Annotated in this window: 17 protein-coding genes; 13 read left to right on the top strand and 4 right to left on the bottom strand. The window is 26.8% G+C overall.

The features are described from left to right. Window positions 1-12 precede the first annotated feature (12 nt). Entirely contained in the window at window positions 13-684 is a 672-nt protein-coding gene (locus tag ACR82Z_RS02295) for a hypothetical protein (RefSeq protein ID WP_435130579.1), read from the top strand. On the opposite strand, the gene ACR82Z_RS02290 is transcribed toward ACR82Z_RS02295, so the two are convergent. From ACR82Z_RS02290 to ACR82Z_RS02280, 3 genes are all read right to left on the bottom strand, one after another. Further along, on the bottom strand, window positions 674-1,702 hold the full coding sequence (locus tag ACR82Z_RS02290) for an Eco57I restriction-modification methylase domain-containing protein (RefSeq protein ID WP_435130577.1): 1,029 nt from the start codon (window positions 1,700-1,702) through the stop codon (window positions 674-676). The genes ACR82Z_RS02295 and ACR82Z_RS02290 overlap by 11 nt on opposite strands. A gap of 100 nt (window positions 1,703-1,802) precedes the next feature. Continuing rightward, window positions 1,803-1,940: a hypothetical protein gene (locus ACR82Z_RS02285; RefSeq protein ID WP_435130575.1), complete on the bottom strand. Its 138-nt coding sequence runs from the start codon at window positions 1,938-1,940 to the stop codon at window positions 1,803-1,805. A gap of 9 nt (window positions 1,941-1,949) precedes the next feature. Next, entirely contained in the window at window positions 1,950-4,943 is a 2,994-nt protein-coding gene (locus ACR82Z_RS02280; protein WP_435130573.1) for a hypothetical protein, read from the bottom strand. A 224-nt stretch (window positions 4,944-5,167) separates the two neighbouring features. Between ACR82Z_RS02280 and ACR82Z_RS02275 the strand changes: the two genes are divergently transcribed. From ACR82Z_RS02275 to pfkA, 7 genes are all read left to right on the top strand, one after another. Next, window positions 5,168-6,658, top strand: a complete 1,491-nt coding sequence (locus ACR82Z_RS02275; RefSeq protein ID WP_435130571.1) for an APC family permease — start codon at window positions 5,168-5,170, stop codon at window positions 6,656-6,658. Window positions 6,659-6,837: 179 nt separating this feature from the next. Continuing rightward, window positions 6,838-7,362: a hypothetical protein gene (locus ACR82Z_RS02270; protein WP_435130569.1), complete on the top strand. Its 525-nt coding sequence runs from the start codon at window positions 6,838-6,840 to the stop codon at window positions 7,360-7,362. 124 nt (window positions 7,363-7,486) lie between these two features. Further along, entirely contained in the window at window positions 7,487-7,753 is a 267-nt protein-coding gene (locus tag ACR82Z_RS02265; RefSeq protein ID WP_435130567.1) for a hypothetical protein, read from the top strand. Beyond that, window positions 7,705-8,634, top strand: coding sequence for a hypothetical protein (locus ACR82Z_RS02260; protein ID WP_435130565.1), 930 nt, complete (start codon window positions 7,705-7,707; stop codon window positions 8,632-8,634). The genes ACR82Z_RS02265 and ACR82Z_RS02260 overlap by 49 nt, the downstream gene beginning before the upstream one ends. A gap of 210 nt (window positions 8,635-8,844) precedes the next feature. Continuing rightward, the gene (locus ACR82Z_RS02255) at window positions 8,845-11,334 is read left to right on the top strand and encodes a valine--tRNA ligase (RefSeq protein WP_435130563.1); all 2,490 of its coding nucleotides are present in this window, start codon (window positions 8,845-8,847) and stop codon (window positions 11,332-11,334) included. After that, the gene (locus ACR82Z_RS02250) at window positions 11,322-12,152 is read left to right on the top strand and encodes a bifunctional 5,10-methylenetetrahydrofolate dehydrogenase/5,10-methenyltetrahydrofolate cyclohydrolase (protein ID WP_435130561.1); all 831 of its coding nucleotides are present in this window, start codon (window positions 11,322-11,324) and stop codon (window positions 12,150-12,152) included. The genes ACR82Z_RS02255 and ACR82Z_RS02250 overlap by 13 nt, the downstream gene beginning before the upstream one ends. Window positions 12,153-12,159: 7 nt before the next feature. Then, window positions 12,160-13,134: a 6-phosphofructokinase gene (pfkA, locus tag ACR82Z_RS02245; protein WP_435130559.1), complete on the top strand. Its 975-nt coding sequence runs from the start codon at window positions 12,160-12,162 to the stop codon at window positions 13,132-13,134. Between the two features lie 21 nt (window positions 13,135-13,155). Here pfkA and ACR82Z_RS02240 read toward each other — a convergent pair whose 3' ends face one another. Next, on the bottom strand, window positions 13,156-14,850 hold the full coding sequence (locus tag ACR82Z_RS02240) for a hypothetical protein (RefSeq protein ID WP_435130557.1): 1,695 nt from the start codon (window positions 14,848-14,850) through the stop codon (window positions 13,156-13,158). A 147-nt stretch (window positions 14,851-14,997) separates the two neighbouring features. Between ACR82Z_RS02240 and secG the strand changes: the two genes are divergently transcribed. Genes secG through ACR82Z_RS02215 form a run of 5 tightly spaced genes read left to right on the top strand, consistent with a single transcriptional unit; the run spans window position 14,998 to window position 20,033 of the window. Beyond that, window positions 14,998-15,231 carry a preprotein translocase subunit SecG gene (gene secG, locus ACR82Z_RS02235; protein ID WP_435130555.1) on the top strand — a complete coding sequence of 78 codons (234 nt, stop codon included), beginning with the start codon at window positions 14,998-15,000 and terminating at the stop codon, window positions 15,229-15,231. A gap of 3 nt (window positions 15,232-15,234) precedes the next feature. Further along, on the top strand, window positions 15,235-17,415 hold the full coding sequence (rnr, locus tag ACR82Z_RS02230) for a ribonuclease R (RefSeq protein WP_435130553.1): 2,181 nt from the start codon (window positions 15,235-15,237) through the stop codon (window positions 17,413-17,415). Then, entirely contained in the window at window positions 17,396-18,196 is an 801-nt protein-coding gene (locus tag ACR82Z_RS02225) for a tRNA1(Val) (adenine(37)-N6)-methyltransferase (protein WP_435130551.1), read from the top strand. Before rnr ends, ACR82Z_RS02225 begins: the two co-directional genes overlap by 20 nt. Window position 18,197: 1 nt before the next feature. Continuing rightward, a complete protein-coding gene (gene metG / locus ACR82Z_RS02220; RefSeq protein WP_435130549.1) occupies window positions 18,198-19,748 on the top strand; it encodes a methionine--tRNA ligase in 1,551 nt (516 codons plus the stop codon). Beyond that, window positions 19,749-20,033 (top strand): antibiotic biosynthesis monooxygenase, encoded by a 285-nt coding sequence (locus ACR82Z_RS02215; RefSeq protein WP_435130547.1) that lies wholly within the window; start codon window positions 19,749-19,751, stop codon window positions 20,031-20,033. The last annotated feature ends 126 nt before the right edge of the window (window positions 20,034-20,159 follow it).

The following is a 20,159-nucleotide window of genomic DNA, read 5'->3' as shown; positions in this document are numbered from 1 at the left end:
TTTAAGGAATATATGTATTATGTAAGCGATTATGATAAAGTTTTAGGCGAAGTTATTGTAAAGTTAAAAGAACTTGATATAAATTTCTCTAAAAGTTACAATGATGGACGAATTAATTCAATTTTTAATGAAGAAAAAATAGTAAAAATTCTTTTAAATATCCAAAATGAAATAAATATTTTAAAAGAATATGATGTCAAAATTTATGAACAACCAAAACCAAGATTTTGATATGATATAGTAATCAAAAATACTGATAATTCGTTTTTTCTACCGTTGAATATTAAAATAACTAATCCAAATCTTAAATCAGCAAGTAATATAAGTTCGAAAACAGGTTTATATTTCGCATTGACAGGTGATATAAATCCAAATTTTTCAAATACATGAGGAAATTATTTTTATAAGTTAGCTAAGAATTTGAAAGCAACACAAACAGATTATTATTTGCTAGTATTCAACAAAAATAGTCCTAAGGATATTTTCTTTACTTCTTTAAAAAGGATGCAATCTTTAATTCCAAACGGTAATAACTTACCTTTTCAATTTAATCCTAATTTGAATCGCAAATTAGTTAATCGAACATATGCACAATCTAAAGAGTTTTTATTAAATATACTTTTTCAATCCGTTAAAAAGAGAGCAAAAATTTTAGATGATTTTAATGACAATTTTAAGAATTAAATATTGCTTGTAAGATACTTTGTGTAAAATGATACCTTCCGTCTCTTTTTATTCCCATTAATTCTCAGTCAATGTTGTTTAAAATATCAACAATTTTCTTAGTATTTTGATAATCTAAATTTACATATATTGACAAAACTGATGCATCATAATGGATAAATTCGCCTTTTTCTTGAAAATCTAAAACATAAAAAGGTCTTTTATTTCTTGTTTTACAGTTAACAAAAATTTGATATGTAAATTTTCTTGGTGGGATCGGGACAGGTCGAATTCATTTATTTGGTTGATACAAAATATTATTCAGTTGTTTTGTTCTCTCTGTATGTGAAACAACAAAAGATATATTCCCTTTTTGCAATTTTGAATTGAAGCCACTTGCTCCACCTACTTTTACAATAATATCTGTAGGTAATTTTGGTTTTTTACCAAATAAAATTTTTCAATTAGATCAAAAATATTTAATTTTATCTTTATGATTTTTAACTTTAACTATCTTTATAATAGCAGTAGGAACAGAAGCGTTTTCTCAAATATTTTCAGGGATTAATTCAAAGTATGTAATTGAAAAATTATCATAAATAATTTTTAACAAATACTTTGCAGAAGTTGTTGTAAAAATTGCAGCAGGAATTATTCAAATAAGTTCGCCATTTTGCTTTAAATCTGATAATGCTTTTTCTAAAAAATATAAATATAGGTTAGGTTTGTGGATTAAAAATTTACTTTTGGGTGCATCTATAATATTCTTATAATCTACATAAGGTGGATTTCCTATAATAACATCTGGATGATAATTAGTATTAAAATATGATGTGACTTTTGCTCCTTTATGTGCTATATTTTCATCTATTTCTAATGCTATAAGATTATTATATTTTTTGATTAATTCAAAATAAAAATTACCTGTTCCAGATGAAGTTTCCAATATAAAAGCATTGTTATCAAAAGAAATTAAAGATATCATTTTTAAAACGATATCTTTTGGCGTAAATACTTGTCCATAATTAATTTTATTCATATTTTACTTTATCACCTTTAATTTTTGTTTAATTATTATATAACAATTTATGTTTTAAAATGTCAAAATTTGAAAATACAGCCTTATTAGGCTGCTAATGTTATGTCATTAAATATTTTTCATATATTGTAAAATCGAAAATATCAGAACATTCAATGTTTTTGCTTTTTTCAATATACTCAAAAAATAATTCGTTTATTTGGTTATTTGATAATTCTTGTTTATTCGGTGTATTCATTTATCTCCTTTATTCTTCATTTTCATAATATGGTTTAGCATTTTCTAGAAATTTTCTAGCATGGTATTCATATGTGGCACCATAATCTATTTTTTCATACATTTCGCTTCCTGTATAAGGATATCCAGAAGATGAAGGCCCTTCTCTGTATCTATACTTTGATTTTTTTGAAATACCATCATAGATATTTCTTAGTTCTTTTACCAGCTTGATTAATTCACTATAATTAATTAGTTTTTTGTTCAGAACTGCAATAGTTACATCTTTTTCTCTGTTTAGCTCACCTGCTACACCTCATTTTCTTCTGTATTCATAATTTTCTAATTTTAAATCTTCATATTGTTTTTTTGCGAATTCATATTTATTAATCATACTTTGATAATCTGTTAATAATTTAGTTTTATTGTCCTTTAAATCGTTGTTTCTCTTATTTAGTAACTTTATTTCATTTAAATTGTTATTATTTTGGTTTTGTAAATTGTTGAAATTAGTAGTCAGTGTATTAAGTGATGCCTGAAGTCGATTCTTTTCTTGATCTGTATCTGAATATTTTTGGTTTACATCATTTAACTGCTCTTTGAGTTTGTTTATTTCTAAATACATTGCTACAATGTTTTCACCATAATTTTTGGTATTATTTGCTATTTCATCTCTTGCTTGATATGCACTTCTTAATGTTTGCAATAAGTGCTTTATTTCTTTGTCTTTTCCTTCAATAATTTTTGTATTTTCTGCTATTGTTCTTTGGTGTTCTAAAATTTCTTCATCTTTTTGTTGTATTTGCTCTCTTAGTTCACTATTTTGATTTGTAAGTTGTTGTATTTCTTTTGCCTTTGCATTTATTGCATTTTGATTCTGTGTAAGCTGACCATTTAGTTGTTGGATTTGTGTATTTAAATTATCTATTATTTCAACTTTGCCATCAAGTTGACCATTTAATTGCTGTATCTTTTGTCTATTAAATTGAATTTGTTCTTGAATTTTTAAATTTTCTGTTTTTATTCTGTCTATTTCATTACGTTTTGTTTGAATTAATTTTTCATTTTCAGAATCTTTTTGTCTTAATATCTCTATTTCTTTGTTTTTTGTGTTAATAATTTTTAAGTTATCATCATTTTGCTGATTCATTTTATTTGTTATTTTTTTGGTTTCATTTAATTTTTGCTCTAGTTCTTTTTTATCATTATCTAACTGTGTTAATTTAGATTCAAGTTTTCTTTTTGAATCTGTTAAATCATTAATATTACCTTTTAATAAATCGATTAATTTCTTTTTATCATTAATATCTGTTTCTAGTAATGCTATTTGCCTACCTTGTGCTTTTATAGTACTCATATTTTCTTCATTAATAGAAAAAAATAATGAATTTGCATTAGATAATTGCAACGAACCAGTAAAATATTTATCGGTATTCTTTAATATTTCATCATATTTATTTATTTCTTGATTAATTTGATTTTGAGTTTGTTTTATTTTGTTATCAGTATCTTCAATTAATCTTTTAGTTTTATCTATATCTCTTAGAAAAATTTGCTTCTTTATATATAGTTCATCACTGTTCTTTTCTTTATAAAGTTTGTCTATTTTATCTAACCCATTATTTTGTCTAATCAGTTCATTTTTTAAATCCATATTTCTATGATTTACTTTATTAAGTTGATTATATAAATTTAAAACTACAATATTCTTATCGTTTAATTTTATATCGTTATCAAATGCTTTTTTTGAAACATTATTCTCGTTATCTAAGACATTTTGACTTAGTTTATACCAATTCTTTTGTAAAAATCAAAAATCCTTACTTATAAAATTACTTATATTATTAAATTTATTTTCTGCTTTTTCTTCTTTGTTATATTTGTCTTCAAATTCTTTTTCTTGCTTGCTTATAGCATCATTCATATTGCTTGCTATTTTTTTTATATCATTGTTTTGGCTTGTTTTTAATGCGCTTTGATATAAAGTAAGTTGCTTTGTATATGCATCATTAATCACTTTCTTATAGTTATTTAGATAGTTTAAATAACTTTCTTGCTTTTGTTGCAGTGAGTTTTTAGATTCAGATAATGTCTTTTTTAACAAATTTGTTGATTCAATAAATTTGTTAACTGTTTCTTTATAAGTTTGCAAATTCTGATTTAATAAATTCATATTTTGTTGCAAACTTTTTAATGAACTTTCATTATTCTTAATCGAATTAGCATAATTGATATTAATATTCAAATCATGCTTCATTCAAAAATTTATGTATATATCGCTTGAATCAATTAATCCAATAACATCATTAATAATCTTATTTATATGATTATAGTAACCTAAAAAATCATCGGTTTCTAATCAAACATTATTATTTATTTCATTTAATAAAGTTTGTATATTAGATTCTAATAAAGCGGTTTGTTCATAACTTTGCTTTACTCATGGAATTTCATCTGTATCAGCTGATAGTTTTTTCAAATTTTCATTATGTTTTTTTATCAATTTTAGATAAATATCTCATTTAGAGTTCAATCTATTGTTATTTTCGTCTAAAAAACTTTTTAATGATTTTATTTGATCTGAATTAATTTCTTGATTCAACTTAACTGCTTGTATTTCGTTATTTTTGTCTATAATATCGTTTAAGAAAATCCTTAAATCTTCTTTAATCGGTAAGATATTTTGATTAAAAGAAAGATTTATATTTTGCGTTCGTTTTAGTTCGTCTTGGATTTTATTTTGAAAACCTTTTATTTTATTTATTCTCTCATTAATTTGATTTTGTAATTTTACAAATGCATCTTTTTCTGCATTTAAATTATCAAAACTAGGTCTTTGCTTATTAAAATTGTCTATGTTTTCAATTACCTTCTGATATTCAAAACTTTTTTGATTTGTAAGAACAGGTGAATTAGATGAATTTTTCTGCAGTTTCGTTATTGCAAGCTTAATTGGATATGCTGCTGCTCCTGCAACAACTGCAGTTGAACCTAAAATCATAATCAGTTTTATGTTTTTTGTCATTTTACCTCCACTTTATATATATTAAGAGAACAACAAAAGAACAAATTAGAAACAAAAAAAGTAAAATATTTTGATATTTTATAATATCAAATACTATATATACTTTTATAACAGGATTTATATAACTAAAAAGTTAAATTTTTATCATTTTTTTAGGAAAAAATTAATTTTTTGCTATTATTTATTGATATATAATTAAAAATCAATATATTAGGAGTAATTAAATGAAAAAAATTAAAGGAAAGAATTTTCTTTTCTACGGTATTAATTATATCGTCGGATTTGGTCTTCTTGCCTCGATTGCTAGTGTTTTAAAAACAGGTAGTTACAGTATTTTAGTATTTGCTATTACTTCCTTTATTGCAGGTGGTGTTATGCTTGCTTTTGCACGTGGAACCCAAATGTATTCAAAAGAAGTTGGTGGATCATATGTTTTTGTTAAAAAAGCATTCCCGAAAAAAAGATGACTATGATATTTTAATGGATGAAACCAGTTCTTGCAGGCTCCCTTGTTTTCTGCAACTACACCTTTGTTCTTTATATCTATTATTAGATTATTTATCAACAATTCATCAGTCTATGAGAAATATTCATTGTTAATACAACTTTTAGCATTAATATTTTTTATTGTTTTAACAATTATTTCAGCATTAAATTTTGGTATTTCTAAAAAAGTTATTGTTTGAACAGCCTATGTAAAATGGATTGTTATTGCTATTATTTTTGCTTCTGTTATAGCTTTATTAATTCAAAATCCAGGTAATTCATTTATTAAAAACACAGAAAAAGTTACACCATTTATGATAATAAGTTCAATCTTAAGTTTCATATATGCGTATGGTGGAGTAGAAGGATTATCAGGTTTATCAACAGAAGTTGAAGCGAAAAACTTTAGAAAAATCTTGCTTTCTGTTTTTGGTATCATCTTATTCATTTATTTAGTATTTTATTTAATGTTTATTTTTATTGATTCATCAAGTGTTTCAACAAAAACTATCTCGAATTATACCGCTGCAATAATGAATAAGGTTATGGGAATTGCAGGATTGATTATATTTACTATCGGACTTTTATTTAGACAAGTTACTTCAACCGTCTTTTCAATGATATATTATGCAAAAGCAGTTGTTCCATTAGCTCAAGATGGATTTTTACCAAGTCAATTATCACAAGTAGCTAAAAACGGACAACACCGTAAAGCAATCGTTTTTGCAGCATCCATTACTATAGCTTCAATGATTATCTTTACAATTCTACCAGGTTTATTGGGTGTACCAGATCAATTTGAAACTATCTTAAATGCAGGTAATTTAGTCTTCTTTGTGCAATATTTACTTGCTATTATAGCAGTATTAGTTCTTTCGAAAAAATTGCGCAATGAAGTTAAGTCTCCATTATGAGAAAAGTTAGTATACATTATTACAAGTATCTTAATTATTATAGTATTATTAATTACATTTATTCCACCTATTGTAGGTGAAGCATATGATAGTTCACAATTAATAACAATATTAAGTTATATTGTATTTATGGTAATTGGATTTATTGTTTGAGGAGTATATTTATTATTCAAATGATTTATTGACTTTAAAAAAGCAATTGTAAACCCACAAAATCAATCACAAAATCTTTCTTCAAAAGAATATACACAACTACTAAAACAAAATAGCGATCACACACATAATTGTGAAATTGAACATCCTAATACAAATTAAGAACTGCATCTTATGTAGTTTTTTTTAATATTTTTACACTAAATAAACATACTTTTAGTTTATTGTTCCACAAAGTTGCATAAGTTTATATTATTTTTAGCATTTCCCTAGAAAATTCGTGAATTATTAAACAAAATTTTACTAATTACTATAGTATATAATTTTGTAAGGATTTAATAATGAACAATAACTTTGAATTATCTAATTTCGAAAAAACAAGACTGATAAATTTACAAACAGTAATGCAATTTAGTGATTTAACAATACAGAGTTTAGCAAAAAAATCGGAAAAATCTCTCGTAACTGTTATTAAATATAAGAAAAATTATATAAAAGGGAGAAGAAGTTTATTAAAAAATTTGTTCTTCATAAGAATAGAGATAACATTCATGCCTGAAAATACTCAAAATGAAGAGATAAAGAAATTAGCAGAAGATTATAATAATAAAAACTCCTCACTCAGCGACGGGAAGAGTTCAACAGATTCATATTTGAGTTTGTTTTTATATAATGAAAAAATAAACTCGAATATATCTTACTCTCAATTTCATAAAAGACTAATAAAATTAGGTGTTACATCTGCTTTTGCTTATAAAAGTGAGCAAAAATTCTGCAAAAAATATGTAAAGTATGCAAAATTAACGAATAAGGAATATCTTTTTGATAATATGGTTTTTAAAAACCTAAGAAAAAGAAGTAATTAGAACCGAACAAAGACGAAATTTCTCATTTGGTCAAAGGGTAGAAATAGATGGATGCTCACACAAATTCTTAAATAATAAAGAAATAACATTAATTGGTTCCATTGATGTAGCAACAGGTTTAATTTTGTCATTACATTTTGAGAAAAAAGCAGAATCATTAAATGGACATCAATCAAATATTGAAAAAATGATAAATAATTATGGAATTCCACAAATGATTATTACAGATAACAGAAAGAATTTTTATAATTCTGCTGAATCAAATGCTTCTACATATAATGCTAGTAAGAGATTTAGGAATAGAATTTATAACCACTTCTGAATCAAACGGAAAACCACATATTGAACGTTTTTGAGATTTTTGCACAAAAGAGAATTCCAAGTTGAATAAAAGACCACAATTATAAAACAATTGAAGAATTGAACCAAAATATAGGTGAATTAATGAATTATTTAAATATTACAAGAAAAAGTGTTATACAAAATCCACAAAGTAATTTCTTTAGACAACCACATAAAGAATACCTAGAAAATTACTTTGATTTAGAGATAAAAAGAAAAATTAATGCTGCTGCAGTAACTTATAATAATGTAAATTATGCACCCTATGAAAATGACAAAAGAATTAAAATTAATAGCAGCACAGATATAAAATTTGTCATAGGAACAGACGAAAAATTATATTTTAGAACCAAAAATAAAAGATATGAAGCAAAACCGATATCTACAAAAGATATGACTCATTATGAGAAAATAGCATCTCGAAAAACGCTCGCTATTAGGGGTAAAAAGAAGTATAAATCATATCAAGACTTCTTTCGAGTGGTTTCTCCTTTAATAAAATTACTTGATTTAAAAATTAGAAAAATTGCTTCATCTGATAAATATACAAATTGATGAAATAAAAATATTGCAACAAATACTAGATGAACTCGAAAGATGCTCGTAAAAAACTCGATAACATCACAAATTTATAAAATCAAACAAACAAAATTTATGAATATTTTACCACAAGCAGTCTTAGGATTTTCCTTTACAGGAAAATCGTTTAAAACATACACATACAAATGTTTTTTAAGGGTTTCTCACTTTTTACCACCTCTAACCCCGCCTACTAATGCAAAAATAGTATGGGAATTTTCTTTTTGAAAAAAAGAAACAAAAAACTTTATATCTGTGGCAGATACGCAAATATTTTATTTGCTACAAGCTCACTTTTTCAGATTTTGTTTTTTATATTTTTATATAAAGGTGTTTTATTATAAAAAGTAAAACAGAAAAATCTTAAATTAAATTTTTTATGGTATTAAAAAAACTGGTAAAAAAGTGATTAATCCTGCTTTATGCTATATAATTTTTATACATTGTAACTATGTAAAGTTTTGAATAATATTTCAGATATTTTTAGCATTTCCCTAGAAAATTTATGAAATAGTTTATAATATATAAAGATTTATTATAACTTCTTTAAAAGGAGGATTTATGAACAAAAATTATGATCATAAATTAGTTGAAAAAGGTATAGAAGCAAAATGACGTGATAAAAAATATTTTATTACCCACGATGTTAAGAAAAAACCTTTTTCAATCTTGCTTCCGCCTCCGAATGTAACCGGGATGCTACATTTAGGGCATGCTCTTGATTCATATATTCCTGACACAATTATTCGTTATAAAAAACTTAAAGGTTATGATGTGATGTGAATTCCCGGTATGGATCATGCCGGAATTGCCACTCAATCTAAGGTTGAAGATGTTATTTTTAAAAGTGAAGGTAAAACTCGACACGATTTAGGTCGCAACGAATTTATCAAGCGAGTTTGAGAATGAAAGCATAAGTATGCTGAAATATTTAAACAACAATGATACAAGATGGGATTAGCTCTCGATTATCAAAATGCACGCTTTACCTTAGATGAAAAAGCTAGTGCTGCAGTGCAAAAAGTATTTGTTGATATGTATAACAAAGGTTTATTATACAAAGGAATGCGAGCAATCAGTTGGGATATAAAATTACAAACTGCCCTTTCAAATATTGAAGTTAATAATGTACCTACCCAACAAAAAATGTATTATATTAAATACCCAATTTATAATTCAAATGAATCATTGATTATTGCTACTGTGCGTACTGAAACACTGCTAAGTGATGTTGCTGTTGTTTATAATCCGACTGATATTCGTTATCAAAAATATCAGGGGATGTTTGTTGTGCACCCGATTACTAAGAAAATACTTCCAATTATAGCTGATTCATATGTTGACCCAAAATTTGGAAGTGGTTTAATGAAATTATCTGCACATTCTGAAGCAGACATTGAAATAATAACAAGGTTAAACTTACAAATTAATGAAACTATTGATAAAAACGGTTTTATTAATGCTCCTGGTTGTGCTTTTGATAAAATGGAACGTTTTCAAGCACGTTTAGCAATTGCTAACTACTTAAAAGAGCAAAATATGCTTGAAAAAGCAGAAGATGTAATTTCAAATGTTGCTGTTTCTGATCGTTCTAAATCAGTTGTTGAGACATTGGTGCTTCCACAATGATTTGTGAAAATGGATAAGTTAAAAAATCATATATTAAATGATTTAAAATCCAAAAATGGAGTTAAATTCTATCCGAATAGGCTTAAAGACACAATGAAGCAATGGATGGAAAATGTGCATGATTGAACCATTTCACGTCAGCTTTGGTGAGGACATCGATTACCGGTTTGATATTATCAAGATCAAATTAAAGTCCAAATAGACAGTCCTGGTCCAAATTGGATTCAAGATCCTGATGTTCTTGATACTTGATTTTCATCAGGGATAGCACCATTTACTTTCTTAAATTGACCTGATTTGAATGATCTATTATTAAAAAGATTTTACCCTACATCTTTATTAGTTACAGGTTATGATATTATCTTCTTTTGGGTTGCTAGAATGTATTTTATGAGTTTAGAATTCATGAAACAAATACCGTTTAAACAATTGCTATTTCACGGATTAATTCGTGCTGAAGATGGACGAAAAATGTCAAAATCATTTAATAACGGAGTAGATCCAATGCAATTAATTGATCAATATGGTTCCGATGCTCTTCGTTGATTTTTGCTAACTAATACAGCACCTGGAATGGACATTCGTTTTTCAAGCGAAAAAGTTGAAGCCGCATGAAGAGTAAATAATAAATTATGAAATATAGCAAACTACATTAAAGAACTTCCTGATTTAAAGGATAAATCATTAAGTCCAGCTGATAAATGAATTTTTAACAAACTCGCATTCTTGTCAAGAAAAATAAGCAAGTTTGTTAATAAATATGATTTTGCTGTACTCGGCAGTGAAATATACAAATATATTTTTAATGATTTAAGTGGTTGATATGTTGAATTTTTAAAAACTAATTCTAATAAAAAGATTGCATTGCAAGTGTTACAAAAAACATTAATTATTCTACACCCATTCTTACCTTTTTTAACCGATTATTTATACAAAAATATCTATAATACAGAGCTTTTAGAAGCAAAATGGCCTATTTTGAAAATCAAAAAAGGTATTGAATATATTGATGAAGTAATCGAAATAACTACCGCTATTCGTCGCTTCCGCGATGATAATAAAATCTCAAAAAAAGATGTTATATATTACGATTATCAAGGCAATTTACCTAAAAATGCTATTGAAATGATTAATAAATTAGCTAATGCGCTAGTTTCAGAAAATAATGATTTTCTTATTTCTATTCAAGGTAAAAACCTTTATATTAAAGTAGATGCAGCTTTAAAAGAAAAAAATAAAGCAGACCTGTTGAAAAAAATTAAGGATACTGAATTTGAAATACAGCGAGCTAAAAATATGCTTTCAAACCAAAAATTTGTTTCTTCTGCACCTGCTGAAAAAGTTGAAGCAGAACGAATTAAGTTACAAAAATATTCACAAGACCTAGAAAAATACCAAAAGGAGCTTAAATGAAAATACTAAGTGGAAAAGAATTAGCACATGCAGAACTTTTAAAATTAAAAGCAGAAGTTGCACAACTTGATGATGAAGATAAACCAAATTTATCAATTGTGCAGGTCGGAGATAATCCAGCATCAAATAAATATGTAGCAGCTAAATTAAAAAAATGTGAAGAAATCGGTTTAAAAGGAACATTATATAAATTCCCTGAAACCATTACACAAAAGCTACTACTTAAGAAACTTGATATTATAAATGAAAAATCTACCGGAGTTATCATCCAACTACCTTTGCCTGCACATATACCCCAGCAAGTGATATTAGATGCGGTCCCACACGAAAAAGATGTTGATGGACTTAGTGCAAAAAATGAATTTACACTTTATAACGATATTCCTACTAAGCATTTTGTTCCAGCTACCGCAAGGGCTGTCTTAGAATTAATGGAGTATCATAATATTGATGTTAAAGGTAAAAAAGTGTGTGTTGTAGGACGTAGTAAAGTGGTTGGTAAACCTATTGCTCATATTATCAAGCGTATGGGTGCAGATGTAGCCACCTATAACGAACGCACTGGTTTAAAGGGTGTGGAAAGTGGTGATATTATAATTGTTGCTATCGGTGTTGCTAAGTATGTTAAAGCAATGAATGTTAAAGAAGGTGCGATCGTAATCGATGTAGGAACTAATTTAGATAGTCAACTTAGCGATACATTAGCAGGTGATGTAGACTTTGAATCTGTAAAGGATAAAGTTTCAGCCATTACCCCTGTTCCGGGTGGAGTAGGACCTGTTACTGTAGTTTGTTTATTAAAAAACTTACTTGATATTGTAAGATAGGAGAATAATGAAGAAAATTGCTATATTAACTTCTGGTGGTGACGCACCTGGAATGAATAATGCATTAAGAGCGATTGTAAAAACTGCAAAAGCAAACGGAATCCAAAGTTATTTAGTATTTGAAGGATATAAAGGTTTATGCAATAATGAAATAATCCCATCTGAAAAAGTTAATTTAGACAACTATATCAACCAAGGTGGGACATGTATTTATTCAGCCCGTTATCCAGAGTTTAAAGATGAAAAAACTCGTTTAGTTGCTGTAAAAAACCTAAAAGAACTTGGTATCGAAGCATTAGTTGTTATCGGTGGAGATGGAAGTTATAAAGGTGCTCAGTTATTACACGAATTAGGTGTAAAAACTATTGGTTTGCCAGGTACAATTGATAATGATATCGCTTCAAGCGATGTAACCATCGGTTATGATACCGCATTAAACACCGTGGTAGAAGCTATTGATCGCATTCGTGATACAGCACAAAGTCATAAACGCATTATGTTAGTTGAAGTAATGGGAAATGGTTGTGGTGATTTAACTTTATATTCTGGTTTAGCTACTGGTGCTGAAATCATTGCAACCGCTGAATTAAATCTTTCTAACGAAGAAATTGTTGAAAAAGCACTAGAGTTATCAAAACAATCATGACGTCGCAGCATTATGATTGTAATTTCTGAAAAAAAATATGATTTAAATTTACTGCGTTCATTAATTCAACAAGCAACCAAATGGGAAACTCGTATTAATCCACTGAATCACATCCAACGTGGGGGTAGACCAACTGCTGCTGAACGTGTTTTATCATCTGTGATGGGAATTAAAGCAGTGGAATTATTACTTGAAGGTAAATCAGGTTTAGCAATTGGATTAATAAACGGTATAGTTACTGGAATCCCTATTTTACAAGCTTTATCAATGGATAATCCAGCCAAAGATAAAGCAGTTGAACTAGCTAAGAAATTTAATAAACTAAATCAATCATAAAAGTCCCTAAATTAGGGACTTTTATTGATATTGAATTTCAATTTTGAATATATTTTCTTTTAATTCCGATTCATTTGGTTGCTTATTTGCATTCTGCTTTTTATTTAAAGCATCTAGATAATTATATAAATCATCTGAAATTTGGAAGAATAAATCAACATTAGAATTTTCTATAAAACTATCTTTATTGAAAAATAATGCAAAATTTGAGAATAATCCTGGGATGCTGCCTTCAAAACTGTCGGCATTATAATTATAATTACCGTTATCAAATTCATTTAATAAACCTAGTTTTAATACATTGTCTGCTTTATCATAATTTGCTGAATTTACTGTAAATAAATTGATTAAAGCTAGTTTATATGGTTGTAATGCTTGCTCATCTTCTGGATTAAGAATCATTTCTCTTACATTAAAATATGAAGCATATAAGTTAACAAAATCTTTATGAGATAAAGTAAGTTTAGCAAAATGTTTTACATCATCTGGAATAAGTGTAGATAAATTTGTAGTATTATCATCCAAATCAAAGTCATTTAACCTAAATTTACCAGTATTATCCTTTGAATATACAGTTAAAAATAAATTAGCAGGATATTGATTATCGCGATATTTAAAAGTAGCATTTACAGGTAAAAAGAATTGATAATCAACATCATTTCTTACATCTGTTTCTGGTGTATTACCTTCTTTTAAAAGTTTTTCATGAAGGTTTTTAAGTTGCTGAATTCTTGTTTCGTTTGCATTCTTCTCTTTTTCATCTTTATCTTTGCTTAATTTATCAATATAACTAGATAAAGGTTCATAATTATCTATGATTTGATTTTCTATCTCCAATTTAGTATCTTTATATTTACCTATAGCAAAACTTCATATTTGCTTTTTATGTTCTAATTGTAAATAAGTTTTTCAAAACTCATTAAGTTTTAAAAATGTATCATTTAGTTTTTTTGTTAAATCTTCGACTTTTGTAATTATTTCATTATTTTCTAAATAGTTAGTTTCTTGAATTTGTTTTAAAATATCATCAATATGACTGTGAAAATTGATAGATTCTTTTTGAATATCGGTTATTTTATTTTGATCGATTTGTTTATCGTTAGACAGAACTTTTAAAACACTTTCTGATCAATATAAACGAGCTGAAAAATTCAAAAGTGCATATATTTCGCTATATTTTTTTACATAATCAGTTATTTTCTCTGCATCTTCTTGATTAGTTTGAAGTATTTGTGAAATTATATATATACGATTTTGAAAAATTATACGACCTATATTAGTGATTTTCGCTGTGAAATTATAGTATGGCTTATTTTGATAAAAGTTTGTTTCTAAAAGTTTCTTATTAATATCATTAAAACCATTAAACAAGTCATCGTATTTAGTTAATTGTGTAATTTGGTTTTTTAATTCAGGATTCTCTACGAATTGCTTCTGTTTATCTTTGTTATTTAATAAATCATTAGCACTTTTTGTTACCTGTGTAATAATCTGTGGGATGACTAAATTAAAAGCATAATTATGTACTTTTTGCAAAGTTTCTATTCGTTGATTTTGGATTTTTATCTCGTTTTCTTTGTTCTCTGCTTCTTTATCTACAACATTTTCAGAACTGCTGACTTGTTGCTTAGGTGAACAAGCTGCAGCTATTAATGTTGTGGTAGTAGCAATGGTTGATAACAATGATAAAAATTTATATTTTCATTTTTTTTGCATAATTTTAATTATATTATATCTTTATAAAAATGAAAATACATAGCATATGATGAGTTGTAAAACAAAATTAATAAATTAAGATATTTATAATCAAAATATTAAGAAAAAAATAGAATAATATATAATAATAAAACTTATAAGGAAATCATGATCGCATTAACAGTAATTTTAATTATTATATCTTTTGTAATCTTAATTGTCTCCTTTTTAATGTCACCTGATTCAAATGGTTTTTCGGGTGCATTAGTCGGTTCTGGGGACCTTGATTTATTTAAAATTTCAAAAGAAAGGGGAGTTAAAAAAGCCTTAAAATATACTATGATTGCATTGGGAATTTTGTTATTTGTAATTGCAATTTTATTAAGGGTTTTTGTTCATTAAATTATGAATAAAGAAAAAGTTTTAAAATACATCCAGTCTGCTAAATCAAGAAGTTTTTTAGATATAGCAAGACGTTTTCGGATTCTGCCTAAGAACAATCGTGAACTAACAAGTTTATTATCTTTATTACAACGAGAATATAAGTTATTTAAAAATGTTAACGATGAATACTATGCACCAGTTTTAGTTGATAAAATTGAGGGTATTTTAAATGTCAATGCTAAAGGTCAATTTGGTTTTGTTGACTATAACATTGATGAAGTAAATAAAACTAAGGATCGTGTTTTTATTAAAAACTTCAATTTCAACGGTGCAATGAATAACGACAAGGTTTTTGTGTATGTTTATTCAAACCCATATGAAGATAAAAACCAATTAAACTCTGGTGTAGTTGTAAAAGTTTTAGAACGTGGTAACAAAGAAGTCATTGGTTTTATAAAACATAAAAATTATTCAACTTATTTTATCCCTGTTGAAACTCGGATGAAAAATGTAACATGAAATATTATCGAATCAAATGTTGAAACAAAATTTAATGATTTAGTAGTTGCAAAAATTATTAAATATGATGGAAAAACCGTTTCAATTAAAATTATTAAAGTAATTACCAATGAAGCTGACCCGATGGTGTATGTTAAATCATACCTTGAGCATATTAAAGCTCCATCAAATTTTCCAGATGCAATGACTTCTGAAGTTGCAAACATCCCGCAAACAATAGACAATGAAGATTTAAAAAATCGTGTTGATTTAACTGATAAAATGATTGTTACCATCGATGGTGATGATACCAAAGACTTCGATGATTCAATTTATGTTAAAAAATTAGATAATGGAAATTACTTTTTAGGTGTATATATTGCAGATGTTTCCTATTATGTTAAATCTGGTAGTGAAATTGATCATGAAGCACTAAAACGTGGAACAAGTATTTATCTACCTGATCGTGTTATTCCGATGCTTCCTATTGAATTATCAAACGGAATTTGTTCTCTTAATCCAAATGTTCGACGTTTTGTTATGGGTTGTGAAATGGAAATTGATAAGGATGGGAATAACGTTTCAACAAAAATTATTCAAGGAATCATAGAAAGTAAGTTTCGCTTAACCTATAAACAAGTTGATAAGTATTATCAAAGTGGTTTAATTAATGAAGAAAGTGATCCAAAGCAAGTATCACAACTAAAACAGATGTTAAATGATGCTAAGGAACTGAGTTTAATTTTACATAAATATAAAATTAAACAAGGTTATGTTGACTTTGAACTTCCTGAACCGAAAATTAAACTTAACGATGATGGAACTGTTAAAGAAGTTTTAATCAATGATCGTGGTTTTTCTGAGGTGCTAATTGAAGACTTTATGGTTAGAGCCAACGAAACAGTTGCTAAATTCTTGTTTGATCATAAATTACCTGTTTTATACCGTGTTCATGAGGCTCCCGATGCTGAAAAATTAACATTACTATCAAACTCATTGAATGCAATTAATATAATCAGTGAAGCAATCAATCCAAAAACTAGTATTAAACCTAATAAATTTGCTGATTTTGTAAATCATGTAAAGCAAATGCGCAATGATGATTTTATTAAATTACTATTTTTACGTACAATGCAAAAGGCAGTTTATTCACCAGATAACATCGGACATTTCGGACTAGCATCAAAGTTCTATTGTCATTTCACCAGTCCAATTCGTCGTTACCCAGATTTAGTAATCCATCGCATCATTCGTGACTTTATTATCAATAAAAATAAAAAGAATCTTGCTGAATATAAACATCAAATCAGTATTTATGGCGATCTAAATACTCGTTCTGAACAAAAGGCAGTTCAAATCGAACGCAGTGTTAATGATTTAAAATTTGCAGAATTTTTAAAAAACAAAGTTGGACAAACCTTTAAAGTCCAAATTGTTAGTGTGCTTAATTTTGGTTTCTTTGTGGAATTTGACTTTATGGCATCTGGTTTAGTTCACAAAACTACATTAATCGATGATATTTATGAACCTAACGAAAACCTTACTAAATTAATTTCAAAAAAACGCACCTTTGCTATTGGTGATTATGTCGATATTGTTGTTTTAGATGTTGATTTAGTTGAAGGTAAAATAGATTGCTGCCTTGCTGATTTATATACTGAATATGTTAAGAAAAAATTCCATTATGAACGAATTAGAAAATAAATTACCAAGACAAAACTGAATCAAAAACTCTTTAGGTTTTGATAGTGATTTATATGTTTACCAAGACAAAACGATGTTTAATTACTCAGTTGATACAATTTTACTGGGTAATTTTGTGTTTTTATCAAATCATTTTACAAATGCTCTAGAAATAGGAACTAATAATGCTGCTTTATCAATTTTTATCGCAGCACGCAGTGAAAAACTACATATTGATGCAATTGAAATACAGCAACAAGCAATACAGTTAGCAAAATTTAATGTAGCTTTGAACGAACTTGATAAGCAAATAAATGTGATTAATGCTGATTTTAATTTATACTGAAAGCAATTTAATCAACAAAATCAAAAAAAATATCAAATAATTTTTTGCAACCCACCTTTTTATCGTTTTGATGCATCCAAAATTAAGCAAGATATATCAAAAGCAAAATTGATTGCAACCCACGAAATTACACTTAATTTAGATGAATTAATCTTAGGTTGCTCAAAAATAATAGAACAAAAAGGATTTTTATCACTAGTTTTACCTGTAGAACGTTGCATCGATGCATTTGAATTATTGCGTAAATACAATTTCGAACCTAAACGCATTCAATTTGTGCATCCGAGGTTGCAAGATAAAGCAAAATTTGTTTTAATTGAAGCGCGATATCAAGCCGGCTGAGGTTCACACTTTTTACCTAATTTATATCTTCACGATGCAAAAGATTTAAATAATCATAATTATCTACCACAAATAAAACAACTGTATAAACCTATAAAATTAAATAAGGAATAAGATGAAAAAAACTTTTTATATTACTACTCCTATTTATTATGCAAGCGGAAACTTACACATTGGACATTTATTTACTACCACACTTGCTTGAGCGATTACAAATTATAAAAAAAGTCAAGGTTATGATGTTAAAATGCTCACTGGTTCTGATGAACACGGACAAAAAATTCAACAAATTGCACAGGAACATAATTTAGCACCCCAGCAATTTGTGGATCAAGTTGTAAGTAAATTTAAGCATATGTGAGAAGTTTTTGATATTAATTATCATTATTTTTCAAGAACAACATCTACAAAACATAAACAAATAGTTAAGGATATTTTTAGTTATTTTTTAAAGCAAGGATATATTTATAAAGGTAAATATCAAGGATGATATTCAATTTCAGATGAAGAGTTTTTAACCGAAGCACAAGCAATTAAAAAAGATGGAAAACTTTATCATCCAGCTTCAGGACATGTACTTACAAAAGTAAGTGAAGATAGTTACTTTTTTAAAATGAAACTATTTGAAAATTGACTCAAAGAATATATTGATAGTAATCCAGACTTTCTATTCCCTAAAAAAACAGAACATGAGATGTTAGTTAACTTCATTAACAAAGGTTTAGAAGATTTATCAGTAACAAGAACTAATATTAACTGAGGGATTAAAATCAACGAAGATAATAATCATACTTTATATGTATGATTAGATGCTTTATGTAATTACATCAGTGCATTAGATTTTGATATAAATGATGTTGATAAACCGAGTGATTTTAATAAATATTGAAACAACGAAAACTCTGAAGTTGTACATATTTTAGGTAAAGAAATTTCGCGTTTTCATATGATTTATTGACCAATCTTTTTGAAAGCATTAAATATCAAGCAACCAAATCGCATCCAGGCACATGGTTGAATTGTTACATCACAAGGAAAGATGTCTAAATCAAAAGGCAATGTAGTAGATCCCTTTGATTTAGTCTCTAAATACCATCCTGAAATGATTAAATATTTCTTTATTTCGCAATTTGGCTTAGGTGAAGATTTAATCTTTGATGAAGATCGTTTTATTGATGTTATTAATTCACATTTAATAAATAATTATGGTAATTTAGTATCACGCACCTTAAAGATGATTTCAAATAGTTTTAACAGACCTTTAAAAACAAATGAATATTTAAACGAAGACTTACAAATGCTTGAACAAATTAAAGAATCAAAAGAAAGTTTTTGTTATGAATTTGATCGCTATCAAATCCATAAAGCATTTACAATTGCAACAAATTTATCAGATAATTTAAACAAATATATTGATGTAACTAAACCTTGAACACTAACAAATGATTTAATCAGATTGGAAAAAATTTTATTAGTATTATTAAATGGAATTTATGCTGTTTCAGCATATTTATCTATTTTACTACCTAAAAAAGTTGCAGAAGTTGCAGATGCTTTATGCATATCTGGTTTTAATTTTCAACAAATAACTAATTTTCATAAATTTGATAACATCATCCCTAAATCACATTTTATTTTATTTAATCGCATCAAAAAAGGAAACTAAATGATTTACACAAAAGCCACACAATATATAATTAATCCTGAAAAAATGAAGGGTTTTATTGATTATTTATATGTTTTTACACAAAAAACACGTATGCAAGAAACTAATTTATCTTTTGAATACGGAATACAAGCAGATGATAAAATTTTAGTAATTGAACGTTGAAGCAATTTTAACGAATTTGATAAATTCATTAAAAATCCTGAGTTTGCTAAAGAACTACAAACTTTATTAAAGATGTCAAAGGCTGTTAATGTTATTTATCAACTGTCAATAAATCGTTAGAACCATATTGGTTCTTTTTGTTACTTATGAAAAAAATATGAAATGAATTTTCACTTCTTAGCAAAAGATTATTAAATAACCTTATAAAATAAGCATATTAAAACTTACTATAGAAAATAATATATA

It is taken from the genome of Mycoplasma sp. 6243 (assembly GCF_051200785.1).
Taxonomy (GTDB): Bacteria; Bacillota_I; Bacilli_A; order Mycoplasmatales; family Metamycoplasmataceae; genus Mycoplasmopsis.
The sequence above is the reverse complement of the archived record's forward strand: the minus strand, read 5'-3'. Positions and strand labels throughout refer to the sequence as shown.